This window comes from Hymenobacter coalescens (assembly GCF_054783195.1).
In genome coordinates this window covers 178,079-194,155 of the sequence record NZ_BAAGRA010000004.1, presented here as the reverse complement: position 1 = coordinate 194,155, position 16,077 = coordinate 178,079, and the positions used below count along the sequence as shown (strand labels likewise).

16 protein-coding genes are annotated in these 16,077 nt (G+C 61.8%); 4 read left to right on the top strand and 12 right to left on the bottom strand.

Features of this window, described 5'->3' with window-relative positions; all coding sequences use genetic code 11:
• The first annotated feature begins 62 nt into the window (after positions 1–62).
• Entirely contained in the window at positions 63–659 is a 597-nt protein-coding gene (locus ACYVKQ_RS03980) for a GNAT family N-acetyltransferase (protein ID WP_460575840.1), read from the top strand.
• On the top strand, positions 652–1,059 hold the full coding sequence (locus ACYVKQ_RS03975) for a diacylglycerol kinase family protein (protein ID WP_460575838.1): 408 nt from the start codon (positions 652–654) through the stop codon (positions 1,057–1,059). The genes ACYVKQ_RS03980 and ACYVKQ_RS03975 overlap by 8 nt, the downstream gene beginning before the upstream one ends.
• Before the next feature lie 112 nt (positions 1,060–1,171).
• On the opposite strand, the gene ACYVKQ_RS03970 is transcribed toward ACYVKQ_RS03975, so the two are convergent.
• The 11 genes from ACYVKQ_RS03970 to pdhA form a co-directional block, all read right to left on the bottom strand.
• Positions 1,172–2,998: a tetratricopeptide repeat protein gene (locus tag ACYVKQ_RS03970; RefSeq protein WP_460575836.1), complete on the bottom strand. Its 1,827-nt coding sequence runs from the start codon at positions 2,996–2,998 to the stop codon at positions 1,172–1,174.
• Positions 2,999–3,242: 244 nt separating this feature from the next.
• Positions 3,243–5,351, bottom strand: a complete 2,109-nt coding sequence (locus tag ACYVKQ_RS03965) for a peptidylprolyl isomerase (protein ID WP_460575834.1) — start codon at positions 5,349–5,351, stop codon at positions 3,243–3,245.
• Positions 5,352–5,433: 82 nt separating this feature from the next.
• Entirely contained in the window at positions 5,434–5,691 is a 258-nt protein-coding gene (locus ACYVKQ_RS03960) for a hypothetical protein (RefSeq protein WP_460575832.1), read from the bottom strand.
• Between the two features lie 8 nt (positions 5,692–5,699).
• Positions 5,700–6,260 carry an LPS export ABC transporter periplasmic protein LptC gene (lptC, locus tag ACYVKQ_RS03955; protein WP_460575830.1) on the bottom strand — a complete coding sequence of 187 codons (561 nt, stop codon included), beginning with the start codon at positions 6,258–6,260 and terminating at the stop codon, positions 5,700–5,702.
• A gap of 26 nt (positions 6,261–6,286) precedes the next feature.
• Complete coding sequence (locus ACYVKQ_RS03950) at positions 6,287–7,630, bottom strand: hypothetical protein (protein ID WP_460575828.1); 1,344 nt, start codon at positions 7,628–7,630, stop codon at positions 6,287–6,289.
• Positions 7,620–8,357, bottom strand: a complete 738-nt coding sequence (locus ACYVKQ_RS03945; RefSeq protein WP_460575826.1) for a type III pantothenate kinase — start codon at positions 8,355–8,357, stop codon at positions 7,620–7,622. Before ACYVKQ_RS03945 ends, ACYVKQ_RS03950 begins: the two co-directional genes overlap by 11 nt.
• 87 nt (positions 8,358–8,444) lie before the next feature.
• On the bottom strand, positions 8,445–10,004 hold the full coding sequence (locus ACYVKQ_RS03940) for a pseudouridine synthase (protein ID WP_460575824.1): 1,560 nt from the start codon (positions 10,002–10,004) through the stop codon (positions 8,445–8,447).
• A gap of 546 nt (positions 10,005–10,550) precedes the next feature.
• Positions 10,551–10,934, bottom strand: a complete 384-nt coding sequence (locus tag ACYVKQ_RS03935; RefSeq protein WP_078010663.1) for a TraR/DksA family transcriptional regulator — start codon at positions 10,932–10,934, stop codon at positions 10,551–10,553.
• A 232-nt stretch (positions 10,935–11,166) separates the two neighbouring features.
• Positions 11,167–11,643, bottom strand: coding sequence for a 6,7-dimethyl-8-ribityllumazine synthase (ribH, locus tag ACYVKQ_RS03930; protein WP_460575822.1), 477 nt, complete (start codon positions 11,641–11,643; stop codon positions 11,167–11,169).
• Between the two features lie 130 nt (positions 11,644–11,773).
• Positions 11,774–12,550, bottom strand: a complete 777-nt coding sequence (locus ACYVKQ_RS03925) for a tetratricopeptide repeat protein (RefSeq protein WP_460575820.1) — start codon at positions 12,548–12,550, stop codon at positions 11,774–11,776.
• A gap of 61 nt (positions 12,551–12,611) precedes the next feature.
• Positions 12,612–13,769: a pyruvate dehydrogenase (acetyl-transferring) E1 component subunit alpha gene (pdhA, locus tag ACYVKQ_RS03920; protein WP_460575818.1), complete on the bottom strand. Its 1,158-nt coding sequence runs from the start codon at positions 13,767–13,769 to the stop codon at positions 12,612–12,614.
• Positions 13,770–13,843: 74 nt separating this feature from the next.
• Here pdhA and recF point away from each other — a divergent pair, with 74 nt between their 5' ends.
• Positions 13,844–14,953: a DNA replication/repair protein RecF gene (recF, locus tag ACYVKQ_RS03915; RefSeq protein WP_460575816.1), complete on the top strand. Its 1,110-nt coding sequence runs from the start codon at positions 13,844–13,846 to the stop codon at positions 14,951–14,953.
• A gap of 81 nt (positions 14,954–15,034) precedes the next feature.
• Entirely contained in the window at positions 15,035–15,352 is a 318-nt protein-coding gene (locus ACYVKQ_RS03910) for a DciA family protein (protein ID WP_460575814.1), read from the top strand.
• A gap of 289 nt (positions 15,353–15,641) precedes the next feature.
• On the opposite strand, the gene ACYVKQ_RS03905 is transcribed toward ACYVKQ_RS03910, so the two are convergent.
• Positions 15,642–16,016 carry a hypothetical protein gene (locus tag ACYVKQ_RS03905; RefSeq protein WP_460575812.1) on the bottom strand — a complete coding sequence of 125 codons (375 nt, stop codon included), beginning with the start codon at positions 16,014–16,016 and terminating at the stop codon, positions 15,642–15,644.
• Between the last annotated feature and the right edge of the window lie 61 nt (positions 16,017–16,077).

Genomic DNA, 16,077 nt, shown 5'->3' with positions numbered 1-16,077 from the left:
CAGTTCCACCCGTCCGCGTCGTCAGTCCGACAACTGACCACTCCTCACCTGACAACCGCCCCATGGACTGCACCCGCCCGATTACGCTCGAAAACCGCCGCGTCCGGCTGCGCCCACTCGACGCTTCGGACTTCGAGGCCCTGAAGCAGATTGCTTTCGACGCCGACCTCTGGCGCTACACGCTCACGCCGGCTCCGCAGGACAACGTAGGGCTGGCCGCCTACCTGAGCCAGGCCCTGCAGGAGCGCGAAGCCGGCCAGCGCTACCCCTTCGCTATCATCGACCTGGAAACCGGCCGGCTGGCGGGCTGCACCAGCTACGGCTCCTTCGCCATGGCCGACCGCCGGCTGGAAATCGGCTGGACCTGGCTGGGCCGCGAGTTTCAGCGCACGGGCCTGAACCGAGCCGCTAAGCACCTGCTGCTCAAGTACGCCTTCGGGGAGCTGAACTGCGAGCGGGTGGAGCTCAAAACCGACGCCCGCAACCACCAGTCGCAGGAGGCCATGCGGCGCATGGGCGCGGTGCAGGAAGGCACGCTGCGCAGCCACTGCTACACCCAGGGCGGCCTGCGCCGCGACACGGTGTACTTCAGCATCCTGCGGCCCGAGTGGGACCGGCTGCGCCAATCCGTTTTCCGCGAGTTCGACAGCCGTGGGTAAGCCTCCCTCCCGCCACCGTACGCGCTGGCGCCACGAAGTCGCCTCCTTCGGCTACGCCCTGCAGGGCATTCGGGAAGCGCTGCAATCGGAGCCCCATCTGCGCTTCCACGCGCTGGCAGCGGCGGCCGTGGTGGCCCTCGGCGCCTGGCTGCGCCTGCCCCGCCACGACTGGGCCCTGCTGGCCCTGGCCATCGGCGCGGTGTGGGCGGCCGAGCTGATGAACACCGCCGTGGAAACGCTGGTGGACCTGGTGTCGCCCGATTTTCACCCGCTGGCCGGCCGCGCCAAGGACGTGGCCGCCGGGGCCGTGCTGCTGACGGCGTTGGCCGCTGTCGTGGTCGGCTTGCTGGTTTTAGGTCCGCCGCTGTGGGCGTGGCTGCTCACACTGAGCCGTGCGTAGCGCCAAAGCTGCGCCGGCCCAATAAACTCTCTCTACCAAGCAAAAAGCCGGGCCCCAAGGTCCGGCTTTTGGTGTTGAATGCGTGGCGTAGCTGTCTGCTGCGCTCCGTTTGCTACATCGCGTCGCCGCGGAGCTTGCGGACGCGCTTGCGGGCTTCGGCGGCGTAGATGCTGCCGGAGTATTTCGTCAGCAGCTGCGTGTACAGCTCCTGGGCCTTCACCTTGTCCTTGCGGTTTTGCTCCTCGATTTCGGCCGTCAGAAACAGCGCGTCATCGGAGAGAATGTCGTACTTGGGGTTTTCGGTGATGCGGGCCAGCGTCTGCACGGCGGCATCGTAGCTGCCCATGCGCCGCTGCAGCTGGCCCTTCAGAAACCACGTTTCGTCGGTCAGCGCGTGGCCGGGGTACTTGGTCAGGAGTTGATCCAACGCCTGCACGGCCTGCGGCAGCTTGTTCTGGAACACGAGTAGCTCCGCGGCGGCGTAGTCTTTCAGCGCTACGCCGGCCGTATCCATGGCCGTGTTGTCGCCGATGAGCAGGGAAAGCTGCATGGCATCGTTGGCAATTTCGCGGCTGGTGGCCAACTTGAGAATGTCGAGGTGCGACTGGGCGAGCTTGAAGTCACCGGCGAAATAGCTCAAGCGAGCGTTGCGCAGCTTGGCCTCGTAGCCCAGCGGCGAGTCCTTGCGCGACTTCTCCACCTGCGAGTACAGCAAGGTGGCTTCCCAGGGCTCGGAGCGCAGCAGGTAAATGTCGCCCAGCGCGATTTTGGCCTCGTCCACCAGCTGCGCATCGGCCCGCGGCAGCTCGATAACTTCCTGCAACAGCTTCATGCCCTTGTCCTTCTCGTCGAGCTGGAAGGCGTAGAGCAGCGCCATGTTGCGCAGCACGTCGGCCGTCTGCGCCGTACGGCCTAGCTCCGCGAGTAGCTGCTGGTAGTCGCCGAGCAGGGCGCGCAGCTTGGCCTGATCCACCGGGAAGGTGTTGCGCACCTGTTCTTCGCGGGCCGCAATGAGCCGCTGCCGGGCCAGCTGGTAAAACTGCCCGCTCGCGTACTGCTTGGCCACGTAGTCGTAGCCTTCGATGGCCGTTTCGTAGTCCTTGTTGCGTTGCGCAATGGCGGCCAGGTCCATCACCCGGCTGCCTTCGCTGCGCTGGCGCCGGTCAAGGGCGCGGGCCTGCACCAAGGCGCCAGTGAAGTCGCGGCGCTGCAGGTACAGCCAGAGCAGCAGCTCGCCCCAGGCCGCCTGCTCGGGCTGCTGCTGGGTGCGGGTGAGCAGCAATTTCTCCAGGGTGTCGAAGTCGGCATCGGTTTGCAGGGCGTTCTGCAGCATGTTGCGCACGAAGGGCAGCTGCTGCGGGTCCTGCTCGGCCATGCGCAGCGTTTCGCTGAGCAGGCCGGCTTTTTGCCCGGTCTGGGTGTACAGTGTCACCAGCTGCGGGCCGTACTCGCCCTGGTTCTTGGCCAGCGCCCGGCCCCGCAGGTAGGTACGCTCGGCCCAGCGCGTCAGCTCCCGCTGCTGAAACTCTGTGGCCACGGGCTGCACCTGCTCGGGCGTGAGCGAGGCCACCACGCGCTCGTATTGCTTGCGGGCCGCGGCCGTGTCGCCGGTGGCGTTGTACACGCTGCCCAGGGCCACGCCCAGGGTAGGCTCGGCGGGGTTGCGCTTCACGGCTTTGCGCCCCAGCTTTTCGGCGTCCTTGTACTTCTTCAGTTCCAGCAGCGTGCGCAAGTAGTCAGGCAGCACGTTGGGGGCCAGCTGCACGTCGGCCGGCAGGTCCTCGTACAGCGCTTCGGCTTTCAACCACTCGCCCTTGCGGGCGTATTCGCGCGCTATGCTCACCGGGCCTCCCTCCTGCCCCAGCACCGGCCCGGCCGCCAGCAGCAGGCCCAGCAGGCTGATTCGGCTCTTATTCCACAATGCAGACCATGAACTCATGATGATATCAACGAAGGAAGGCGTCGGGGCGGACGCCCGGTGGAGCAAATTCAGGGGCAGAACAACGAGCCCCGGGGTTTCATTCACCCGCAGGCACATCCGCAGCCAAGGACTGCTTTAGGCCGCGGGCGTTGCGTGCAACGCAAAGGGCCGTACCTGGTGAAGATACGGCCCTTTGGCAAGTTACTCGTGTCGATTCGCGGCGGACGGCCCACTGACCGTTCCCGTAAATCAGCCCAGCGGCTTAGAAGAAGCGCACGCGCTCATCCTTCACGTCGGCCTGCTTGCGCACGGCTTCGTAGATGGCTCCCGTCGAGCGGGCTCCGCGCTGCGACTGCAACTGGTTGCGCACGGTTTTCAGGTCCTGACCCGGTGCGGTCGGCTCGGTCTTGTTGACTAGCTCCATCACCAGCACACCCTGCTCGCCCTGAATCGGGGCCGAACGCTGGCCAGGCTTCAGGCCGAACGCGGTGCCAACGGCCACCGGCTCGTTGCCCACACCCGGAATAACGCCCTGGCCAAGCAACACGTCGTTGGCGGTTTTTACCTGAGCGTTGGCGCCGTACGCGGCCGCCATTTGCTCCAGCGTGCTGCCCTTCAGCTTGGCCATGATCTGCTTGGCCTTTTCCTCGTTGCGCACGAAGGACGAAACCTCGGGTTTCACGGCAGCCACGTCGGCGGTGCCTTCCTTGCGCACGCCGGTCATCACGGCCACCAGGTACTGGTCGTTCACCGTGAATACTTCGGATACGTCGCCGACTTCGGTGTCCTTGTTGAAGGCCCAGCGCACCACTTCGCGGGCGTTGGGCAGGCTGCCGAGGTTGGCATCGGCCTTGGTTACGCCTTTGGCTTCCTGCTTCTGCAGGGTTTTGTCAGCGGCTACGGCCTTGCGGAACGCCTCTAGGTTGGAGGCCTTGGACTTCAGGTCCTGGGCGCGTTGGTAAGCCGTTTCATTGGTCGCGTCGGAAGGCGTGATGCCTTTGGTAACGGCCGCCACGCGGTAGGTCTGGCTGGTCTTCGGAGCCGTCACCTTGATGATGTGGTAGCCGAACGACGTCTTGGTCAGCGTGGGCAGCAGGCCGGCCGAAGAAGCACCGAACACGGCCTTCTCGAACTCAGGCACCATACGGCCGGAGCTGAACCAGCCCAGGTCGCCGCCCTGCGGGGCGGTGCCATCGGTGCCGAACTGCCGGGCCATGGCCGCGAAGTCAGCCCCGCCCTTGATTTTGTTCAGCAGGTCCTGTGCCTTGGCTTTGGCAGCGGCATCGGCCTCGGGCGTGGTGCCCTCCGGTTTGATGAGAATGTGGCTGGCGCGGGCCGCCTGCGCGGTACCGGCTTTGGTGCCCGTCACCTTGTAGAGCGAGAACGTGCCGTTGTCGGCGAAGGGGCCGTACACCTGCCCGGCCTGCAGCGGCAGCTGCTGGCGCAGCTTCTCGGGCATGTCGGCCGGCGAGATGAACTGGCCGTTGTAGGGCTGGTCAGAGTTCAGGCGCACGAACAGCGAGTCGTTCGGCGCGGTGCGGAACTGCTGGGCCAACTGCTCCACGTTCTGGCGCACGGCCAGCGAGTCCTCTTTGGAGGGCGTCACGTTCACGACCACGTACTCCAGGTCGCGGCCGTCCTGCACCTTGTAGCGGGCCTGGTTACGGCTGATGTAGTCCTGCAGCTGCGCGTCGGTCACTTTCACGGCCGAATCGGAGATGCTGAAGTAGGGCACGAACAGGTAGCGCACGTTGGCCTTAGTCTGCTGGGCCGCGTCGAAGCGCTGGGCCTCGGCCGTGGTCACGTACTCCGAGTTCTTCAGCAGGGCGTAGAACTTGTTGCCGAGGCGTTCCTGCGGCAGGTTCTGCTCGAAGGTGTACCAAGCGGCCTGCTGCTGCGGGGGCATCTTGTCGAGGTTGCGCAGGTACTCAATCACCTTGGCGCGGTCGAACTGCCCGGTCTGGGGGTCGGTAAAGGCCTGCTTGATGGTGGGGTGAATGTTTTTGCCCTGCACCATGTCGGTCAGTTCCTCGTCGGTCACCTTCAGGCCCAGCTTGTCGAACTGCGGCTGAAAAGCCCGCCTGAACACAATCTGGTTCCAGGCCTGGTCGCGGATGCCCTGCAGTTCCTGCTCGGTGGGTTGACGGCCGTTCTGCGCGGCAAACCCTTCTTTGGCTTGCTCCACCGCGGCGTTGAATTCCTCGACGCTGATGTCGTCGCCGTTTACTTCGCCCACGGTGGTGTCCTGGCGGTTGAACAAGCGGTTATTTCCGCCGATCAAGTCGCCGCCCACGATGAAAAGCAACATCCCGACGGCCACCGTGCCAACGGCCCAGCCTGATTTTTCGCGGATGGTGTTGATTAAAGCCATTTAGTTGAAAGTAAGCAGCAAAGAAAACGCAGTAAGACGCGCAAAATAACCCATTTTGGCCCAACTGACAAAAGTAAGTGGGCTAGCGGCGCTTCTTGGGCTTGGCCTGCGGCTTGCGCCCGGGTCCAGGTTTGGCCGGTGCGGCCGGGGCAGCGTCGTCGCCGGGCAGCTTCAGGCGGCGGTACAGCAGCAGGCAGGCAATGGCGACCATGAACAGCCAGTAGTTGCGGATCAGGTCGTTTTGCAGGATGGTCTGGTAGATGCCAATCACCACCAGCACCACCGCCAGGGAAAACAGCACCGTGCGGGCCAGGTCGCGGTCGAAAGCCGGAAGCTTCATTGAAAAAGTTAGTTGGCGGAGCCGGCGGGCGGGGCCTCGTCCAGGGTGAACACGCCCTGCGGCTTCAGGATCTTGTAGCGCGAAAAGTCTTCGTTGGCCTGCAGGCCCTCGCCCGTCAGCACCTCGGTAGGCGTTTCCACGCGCACAAACTTTTCGGTGTAGATGCGGGCCTGGGGCCGGTCGTAGTACAGCTCCTCGGTGCGCATGCCCTGCTGCTTCTGCTCGTTGCGCACGCGCACGTCGCCGCGCACCACGTAGCGGTTATCGGCCCGCACAAACTTGCCGTAGTTGCCGCGCAGGGTGTTCACGACACTCCCGTCCTTGGCGTAGAAAGTCATGTCCACACCCTTCGGGTACACCAGGTCGCCGTTTTCGAAAGTCTGCTCCAGCACGGCCTTCAACCGCACCTGCAGGCGGGCCGAGTCGCTGAAAAGCGTGGTGACGTTGGTGGTTTCCAGCGTTGGGCCCGTGTACACGATCTTCTTCTGGGGTGTTGCCGCTTTGTCCTGGCAACTGCCCAGCAGCCCGGCCCCCAGCAGCAGCGTCGCGCCAATGGTTTTTCTTCGCATACCGGTTGGGGCGGTCAGGGGTGGGCTTACTCGATGCGGCGCTTGAGGAACCAACGGTTGTTCAGCGAAACGCCGACCTGCACTTTCAAGTAATTTTCCTGAATGTTGGCCTGCCGGCGGTTACCTTCCAGGGTTACCACATCGTTGTTACCGCGCTGTCCGTAGCTGAAAGCCAGGTTCAGCGTAGTGGCATCCAGCGACGACGAGGTCGGGAACGGCAGGCTGAAGCCCCAGCTCACGGCCCGGTCGTACAACGCTTGCCCGCCGGGGCGGTACGGCAGCTGCGCCATGCTCAGGCCCACGCGGTACGTGACGCGCTTAAAGTAGCTACTCACCGAACCCGGATCGGGGGCCAATTCCCCTCCGAGCCCCACGCGCCAAGTATCCGCCAACGGGGTCACGGAAGTCAGACCGAAGTCCCGGTACTTCGACCATTGCTGGCGGGCGACGTCCGCGCTCAGGCTCCAGTTCTTGTTGTTATCGAGGCTGACCCCGGCCTGCCACGCAGCCGGCAGCACCGTGTAGCCCGATACGCTGCTCACTTCCACCGGGGCCGCAAGCAACGAACTGCCGTTGATGTTCTGCTCGTCTTCCTGCTGGGTGCGCGTACCGCTCAGCTTGGTTTGGAAGCCATACACCCCGGCCACGTTCAGCACCAGCTTCTTGCTCAGGTCGTAACGGTAGTGCAAACCGGCGCGAAAAGCGAAGTCATTGTACTGCACGTGGTCGGTGCGCACCACTTGCCGGAGCACCTCCGTGTCCAGCAACGAATCCGGATACGGGTTCACCAGCGCCGACGTCGAGCGGTCAATGGATCCGAATACGTACGCCGAGGTCAGGCCCACGGTCAGGCCCTTGGCCACGCGCACGCCCTGCGACAAGGCTACCTCCGAGAGGCCACCCGAGCCCGTAAACTCGTTGCGCACCAAAGCCGATTGACCAGCTCCTGGTACAGGGGACACTTGCTGAGACTTGTAATCCACCGAGGAAAGCGGGCGCAAGGCCACAGACACAGCCCAGCGGCGCGAAATGGGAACCCCAAACGCGAGGTAGCCCAAGGTCCCCCCACCTGTGCGTTGGGAAGCCGAGCTGCTGCGCAGGTCCTTCAGTTGCCCGGTGAAGGCTACCTCGTAAGTTGTCCGGTTGGTGTAGTACACCAGCGCCGGATTCAGGTCATTGATCTGCACCGCGTTCGGCGCGGCCAAGCCGACGCCGCCCATGCCCTGCTGGCGGATACCACCCGTGTTCGGGGTAAAATCGCCCAGGCCCAGGCGGGAATAGGGCGAATTTCCCAATCCTTGCCCGGAAGCAGCGGAAGAGGCTCCCAGCAGGCTCAGCAGAGCCAGGACGGTCAGTTTGTTAGCCGACATTAAGCACCAATATTCGGTGAAGCCCGAGCAAAACCAGCTCGGGAATTACAAAGATGCGGCCTTTGAGCCGCGATTCAAAAAACGCCACGTCGCCGCCCGTCAGCGCCACGACCAGATCGGGGTACTGCGCACGGTAGCTGGCAATCATTCCATTGACTTCGGCCAAAGCCCCGTTGAGGGCTCCGCTGAGCATGGCGGTACGGGTATCAGTGCCGCACAAGGCCAGTTGGGTGGCCTCGGCAGGCGTGGGTAGCGGCAGCTCCGGCAGCCGCCCCGTAAAGGCGTGCATGGCCCGCAGCCGCATCCGCAGCCCCGGTGCGATGCTGCCCCCCTGGTACGTGGCATCGGCCGTCACTAGGTCGCACTTAATGCAGGTGCCGGCATCTACCACCAGCAGCGCACGGCCCGGCAGCAGGTACGCCGCCCCTACGGCAGCGGCCAGCCTGTCGGCCCCCAGCGTGTGCGGGGTAGCGTAGGCATTAGTCAGCGGTACGGGCGTGTGGCCTGGCCGGAACACCATGGCCGGCAGTGAGGCCGGCAGAGCGGCGGCCCACTGTTCGGCTGGAGCCGCTACCGAGGCCAGCAGCACTTGCTGGGCCCTTACCCGCGCCACCACCTGCCCTAGTTCCTCGGGCGCAGCCAGGCTCCCGGTTTCGGCCAACGCCGAACCGTGAAAGCAGCCGTACTTGGCGGCCGTGTTGCCAATGTCGAGGACCAGGGAAGTCATGGGCGAAAAAGAACGGCAGCCCGGCCCGTTTGAGAAGCCGGGCCGCCGTCGGTATAGAGCCCGGGCCAAGCCGCGGGGGTTGCGTGCCTACATGAAATATTTCAGGCGGATGACCTCTTTTTCGGTCAGGTAACGCCAGTTGCCGCGGGGCAGGTCTTTCTTGGTCAGCCCGGCGTACTGCACGCGGTCCAGGGTCTTCACCTCGTAGCCCAGGTGCTCGAAGATGCGGCGCACAATGCGGTTGCGACCAATGTGGATTTCCACGCCCACGAACTTGGGGTTGCCGGCCACCACGGCCACGTCGTCCACCTCGGCTTTACCGTCTTCTAGCTCCAGCCCGGCCGCAATCTGCGCCAGGTGCTCCTCGGTCAGGTCTTTATCCAGCTCTACCTGGTACACCTTCTTGTTGCGGTGCGAGGGGTGGCTGAGCTTCTGCGCCACTTCCCCGTCGTTGGTGAACAGCAGCAGACCGGTCGTGTTACGATCGAGGCGGCCCACCGGGAAGATGCGCTCCTTCGATGCGTTAGCCACCAGATCCATCACCGTCTTGCGGCCTTCCGGGTCTTCGGTGGTAGTCAAAAAATCCTTGGGCTTGTTCAGCAGCACGTACACCTGCTTCTCGCGCTTCAGGTTGGTCTTGCCGTAGTGCACCGTGTCGGAGGGCTGCACTTTGTAGCCCAGCTCCGTCACCACCTCGCCGTTCACCCGGATTTCCCCGGACTCGATCAGCACGTCGGCCTCCCGGCGCGAGCAAATGCCCGCGTTGGCGATGTAGCGGTTCAGGCGCACCGAGCCGTCGGTTTCCGGCTCCTCACGGCGGCGCTTGTTGCCGCGGGTTTTATCTTCCTCGTAATACTGCAGGTTCTTGTACGACGGGGCTTCGCTCTGCTCCTGGTTTTGGCCGAAGCGGGTATCGCGCGAGCCTTTCTTCAGGCCCGGCTTGCTGGCGAAGGTGTCGCGGTAAGGCTTGCGGCCGAACGACGGCCGCTCCTCACGCCCGAAGCGCTCCGGCTGACGGCCCCGGTCGTCGCGGGCCGGGCGGCTGTCCCGGTCACCGCGCTCAAAACGCTTGTCGGCCCCGAAAGCCGGGCGCGGCGGGCGCTCGTCGCCGAAGCTGCGGCGCGGGCGCTCCTCGCTGCCGCCTTCGAAGCGGCGCGCGGGCCGCTCGCCGCGGTCCTGGTTGTACGGACGGTCGTTGCCGAACGGCCGGGCCTGCCCACCCTCAGGACGCTGCTCACCGCCCTCAAAGCGGCGGCCAAACGGCTTGTTGCCAAACTCACGGCCCTCGCCGTTGCTCGGCCCCCGGGAGCCGCGCGGCGCGCGGTTGTCCTCGCCGCCTTCAAAACGACGGGCAGGCCGCTCGCCGCGGTCCTGGTTGTACGGGCGGCTTTCGCCGCCAAACTTACCGGCGCCGGGACGGCTGCCGAAGCTCGAACGGTTGCCGAAGCTACCGAACCGCTCGCCCCGCTCGTCGCCGAAGCTGCGGCGCGGGCGCTCTTCGCTGCCGCCTTCGAAGCGGCGCGCGGGCCGCTCGCCGCGGTCCTGGTTGTACGGACGGTCGTTGCCGAACGGCCGGCGCGGGGCCCCTTCGCTGCGCTCGGGGCGGTCTTCCTTCTTGAAATCCGGCTTGTTCAAACGGCCGCGCATGAAGTCGGCGGCGTCATCTTTTTCTTCAGGCTTGTCGAACGAGCGACGCGGGCGGTCATAGCTCCCCTCGTTGCCGCCGGGACGCCCGCCAAAGCGACGGTCATCGTTGCCGCCGGGGCGGCTTCCGCCGTAACCCGGGCGGCTGTTGCCACCAAAGCTGGGCTTGCTGCCGCCGGCCGGCCGGCCAAACGGCGGCCGCGACGGAAACTCGCTACCGCCTTCGCGGCGGCCTCCCGCCGGGCGACGGTCATCGCCGCCACGCGGGGTAAAAGAATTGCCACCGCGTTGGGGGGCGGAATCGGGTCGGCCGGGGCGGCGGCTACCGGGGCCGGAAGAATGCTGCTTACTCATGGGAGTGTTCAGGCGCACGGCATCTCTGCCGGGCAATGGATGTTCGTGTTGATGCAAACGGACAACGCCGTCGGGGTCGTATTGGTGCAAGCCGACCCTACTAAAAACAGCACCCGGATCTGCCGAGCGGCCTCGCTCCCGCGGGAGTGAGCACCGACCGCGCAGATCCGGGCGGTTGGCAAGTAGAAGTTGCTGTTAGTCGCGGCGGGCCATCTTGGCCTCGATGGAGTGCTGGGTGTGCGGGACAGCGCGCAGGCGCTCCTTCGGAATCAGTTTGCCCGTGCCGATGCACACCCCGTAGGTTCCGTTTTTGATGCGGATCAGGGCGTTTTCGAGCTGCTGAATAAACTTCATCTGGCGCGAGGCCAACTGGTTCAGGCTTTCTTTCTCAGCCGTGTCAGCACCGTCTTCCAGCACCTTCGAGGGCGAAGCCGTCGTGTCGGTACCCGAGTCGTTGCGGCGGCTCAGCGTTTCCTTGATAAAGGCTACTTCTTTCCGGGCGGCAGCCAGCTTTTCCTGAATGATGGCTTCAAATTCAGCCAGCTCTTCCCGGGAGTAGCGTAGGTTTTCTTCACTCATGGTGGGGCAGGAAAATGATGTAATCAGTTGAAGATAAGTGGCTTACCAAGTACACTTTTGTACTAAAGCACCGTTCAGCTCGTTTTGCGGCAACAGCGGCTGGCTTGGTTTAGTGCCGTAACCCGCAGTGCTTCAAAGCCCTTACGATACCTCAGCTCGCTATGCAGCCCGGTTTTCCGGCCGCAAAGCTACGCTTTTGATGGCATTCTAACCACGTGGTGTTGTCTAAGGTTCAGAATCCCAGCATGTGGATGGCCGTCACGGCGGCTTCCACGCCTTTGTTGCCGTGCTGGCCGCCGGCACGGTCCCAGGCTTGGGCTTCGTTCTCTGTGGTCAGCACTCCGAAGATAACAGGCTTATTGAACTTTAGCCCGACGTTCATCAGGCCCTGAGCCACGGCGTGACTGATAAACTCGTCGTGGCGGGTTTCTCCCTTTATAACGACCCCTAGGCAGATGACTGCGTCAATCTCCTCGTGCTGGGCCAGCAGCTGCGCCCCCAAACCCAGCTCGAAGCTGCCGGGTACGGTGTTGCGGTAGATGTTTTCCTCTTTGGCTCCGTGCTTGAGCAGCGTTTCGTAGGCGCCTTGGCAGAGCGTGTCGGTGATGGCGCGGTTCCACTCGGCTACCACGAGCCCAAAACGCTTATCGCTGATGTCAGGAAACTGATCGGAAGTATACGTGCTGAGGTTCTTCAGGGAGGTAGCCATGAATGAGAGGACGAGGTGAGTTCAGGCTGCAAATATCCGCTTCCGCCCGCAGATATAGGGCGGAGGGTAAAACAGTCGCGCCGCCCCCGGGGTCGGAAGCGGCGCGATGCTGGAGTTGAGTTCGGCGGAATTACTTAGCGCCGGTCATGGCTTTGGCGCGGGCCTGGTAGATCTTGGCTTCGTTGGCCTCGGCTGCGTTTGGGTAGTCGCCGATGATTTTGCTGTAAGCCTGCTCAGCAGCAGCAAAGTCTTTCTGCATTTCCTGGGCTACGGCGAGCTTCATCAGGTAAGCGGGCGTGAAGTACTCGTTGGCTTTATAGTCGGCGGCCTTCTGGTAGTAGTTGGCCGCTTCCTTGTACTTCTTCAGTTCCATGTTGGCATCGCCGATGAGGGCGTTGGCGCGGGCTTGCAGCAGCAGATCGTCGGAGCTGAAGTCTTCGAGGTAATCGATGGCTTGCTCAAACTTGCCTTCTTTCAGCGAAGCTGCCCCGGCGTAGAAGTTGGCCAGGTTACCGGCCTTGGTACCGCTGTATTCCGTGGCAATAGCTTCGAGGCCGCCAGCTTGCCCATCACCTTTCAGCGCTTTCTTCAGCGAGTCGGCTTCCCAGTAATTCACCGCCTGAATCATGGCGGCCTGGGCCTTATCGTCCTGCGACTGGCGCCACGTGTAGTAGCCAAAGCCACCCACCACTGCCAGTACCAGCGCAGCCAGCAATCCGAACACGATGTTCTTATTGCGGCGTACGAACAGTTCCGAATCCTCTAGCCGATTGGCCAGAGCATTGGGGTCTTCCAGCATCGGGTGTTGGTAGGGCGCATTGGGGTCCGGCTGACCTTCGACAGGCTGCTGGGGCGTCTGGTTCTGGCGCGCCTGCGGCGAGTTGCGCGTAAAGGGAATCTTCGACATGACAGAAGAAAAGAGGTGACCGGTATTGAGGCCGGTCACCCGGCTTTGGCTTTAGCGTTGGTTACTCGCGGATGTAGGGATAATCTGCCTGCACGTACACATCGCGGAACAACTCCTCGGCGGGCGGGTACGGCGAATTCTCGGCAAACTCCACCGATTCGGCTACGACGGCTTTGATGCGGTCGTCAATGGCTTGCAGTTCTTCCTCGGTAGCGTACTGACGCTCCAGGATTACGGCCCGCACGTTCTCAATGGAGTCGCGTTGGCGGTAGCCTTCCACTTCCTCCTTGGTCCGGTACTTAGCCGGGTCCGACATGGAATGGCCTTTGTAACGGTAAGTCTTGAACTCGAGGAACGTTGGGCCTTCACCGGCGCGGGCGCGCTCGGCAGCGCGGGCTACCGCGTTGTGCACCTCTTCTACCTGCATGGCGTCCACCGGCTCCGAAGGCATGTCGTAGGCTTCCCCCAGCGTGTAGAGTTCCGTCACGTTCGACGTACGCTGCACCGAAGTACCCATGGCGTAGCCGTTGTTCTCCACGACGAAGATTACCGGCAGTTTCCACAGCATGGCCATGTTAAAGGCCTCGTGCAAGGCGCCCTGGCGCACAGCACCGTCGCCCATGTAGCAGATGCAGAGGTTTCCGGTCTTGTTGTACTTCTCGGCGAAGGCAATGCCGGCACCCAGCGGAACCTGCGCGCCCACGATGCCGTGGCCGCCCATGAAGTTCACCTCCTTGTCGAAGATGTGCATCGAGCCGCCTTTGCCTTTTGAGCAGCCGGTTTGCTTGGCGAACAGCTCCGCCATTACGGCGTTGGCCGACGTGCCCAGGCCCAGCGGGTGGGCGTGGTCACGGTAAGCGGTAATCCATTTATCACCTACACGTAGGGCCGAGATGGCACCCGCGGCGCAGGCTTCCTGCCCGATGTAGAGGTGGCAGAAACCCTTAATCTTCTGTTGACCGTACAGCTGACCGGCCTTCTCTTCGAAGCGGCGCATGAGCATCATGCTCTCGAACCACTTCATGTAAGTGTCCTTATCGAAGGCCGGGTTGGCATTCGCTTGCGCGGCCTTGCCGTTGGTCGGCACTTTCCCTTTGGGGGTAGGCTGCCGTACGGAGTCGGGCTGTGGCGGAGTCTCTACCTGCGGCTCCTGGGCCTTCTGCGCCTTGCTGGTCGAATTGGATGCCTTCGAGGCAGCCTTTACCTTCGTATCCGCCATTAGTTGCTCTTCTAGTTCGGGTTTTGGAATGCGAAAGTACGTAAAAGCATTGCAACTCCGAAACCTACGCTTTCATGACGCTGGACTCGCTGCACCTGCTTTTTTTCAAGAATTACGACGAGGCCAGCCTGGCTCTATCGCCCCACATCAATTGCTTCATTGGTGAGAACGGCAGCGGCAAAACCAACCTGCTGGATGCTATTCATTACCTATCGATGACCAAGAGCGCCTTCGCTGCTTCCGATGCCCAGTGCATGAAGCAGGGGGCCGACTTCTTCCTGGTGAAGGGGCAGTTTGCCCTTCCCACATCTACCTCACCCGATACCATTCAGTGCAGCCTGCGGGCCGGCCAGAAAAAACTGGTCACCCACAACAAGCAGCCCTACGACCGTATCTCCGATCACATCGGGCGCTTCCCGGTGGTGCTCATCTCCCCCTACGACACGGACCTTATACGGCAGGGCAGCGAAGAGCGCCGCAAGTATTTCGACAGCCTCATCTCCCAGCTCGACCATGGTTACCTGGAGTTGCTGATCCAATACAGTTTTGCGCTAAAGCAACGCAACGCATTGCTCAAACAGTTTGCCGAGCGGCACGTCTTCGACCGTGACTACCTGCAGGTGCTCGACGAACAATTGGTGGCCGCTGGTTCCACACTTGTCGTGTTGCGGCAGAGGTTTCTGGAAGAGTTCATCCCCATCTTCCAGCGTCACTACCTGGAGCTGGCGGAAGGTCGGGAATCCGTTACCCTGGAGTACAAGAGCCAGCTTCCAGATCAGGATTTTGCCCAACTGCTCCGACAGCATGAACGCAAGGATATAGCCTTGCAGCGTACCTCCGTGGGCCCACATAAAGACGACTATACCTTCCTCATGGATGGCATGGCCGTAAAGAGCTTTGGCTCGCAGGGCCAGCAAAAATCGTACGCCATTGCGCTTAAACTGGCCCAGTTTGAAATCATGGCCAGCAACAAGCAGCACAAGCCTCTGCTGCTGCTTGATGACATTTTTGACCGGCTTGACGAGCGACGCATAAAACGGCTACTTCAGCTGGTGGCCAACCACACTTTTGGCCAGGTGTTCCTCACCGATACTCATCTCGACCGCACCGATCAGGCCTTAGCCGGGCTTTCAGAACAGGTTGCTCGTTTTCGGGTGGAAAGCGGTACCGTGTACCCGCTATAGCCGCACACCAATGTACCTTTGCACTCCGGTTTCGGTAGTCGATCAGGCCATCGGTCCGCGCATTATTGTAATCAATCTGCCTTGAAGCCGCGCAACAAATCCGAGTTTTCCCGCCAAGCCGATATCGTTCCGCTGAAGGATGGTATTCAGGCTTTGCTGAAGGCTTACCGCTTACAAGGCAAGATGAATGAGGTCTATGTCGTTTCTTCCTGGGAACGAATTATGGGCCGGGCCGTGGCGCTCAAAACGCAGGAGGTATACTTCCGCAACGGCAAGCTTTTCGTACGGCTCAGCTCGGCGCCGCTCAAGCACGAGCTCTTTATGGCGAAGACCCGCGTTGCAGAAATCATCAACGCGGAAGTTGGCGAGACCCTGATCCAGGAAATAGTCTTCCTGTAGCGCCCCTCCCCTACCGACTACTTAGTACTTGCTACCGCCGCTTCCTGTTTGTGAAGCTGGCTCATTCGGTGTGTTTACTGCTCACTGAGAGTAGGCACACCTTCCGTTCCTGTATTCATTAGGCTGACCGGTTAGAAGTTTTGAGGAGTAACAGGATCCGCCCATTGTGTCATCAGCTTAGCAACTCGAGGTTTCATGTGGCTCGCTCGAGGGCAAGTTCCTGTAAAGGATGAATGCTTCTTAGCATCCACAGCCTGCAACAGAATGTTCCACGTGAAACATAGGTTGTTCACTTAGGGCCATACACTTTTAACAGGAGCTCATTATAGGCTTCCAACAAGGCAATGTATTTGGCTTGGAGGGCCAGCAAGGCCCTTGTAGGGTCTTGATCCACAGCTTGTAACGCATTATTACGAACAGGTGCGGACTGTGTTACAACAGGAACTGTAAAGGGCAGCTGAGACTGTACAGGTGTATCAAAATCATTTGTAAAATCATGCTGTATCACCTCGCCGACACGCTTAACAAAGTTGTAATCAAGTGTTGTCTCTTTGAATTTACGGTAAATAGTAGGCCGTGTAATACCAAGTTCCTGCACGAGTCGACTGATCGAAATACCACTGTTTTTAATGGCTTCCTGCAGGATTTCGCCTTGGTGAGTCATGAAATGGGCTGTGTAAAGGACTAGGGTGTAAAGATGACGAAAATGTAGCATGTATCAAAAC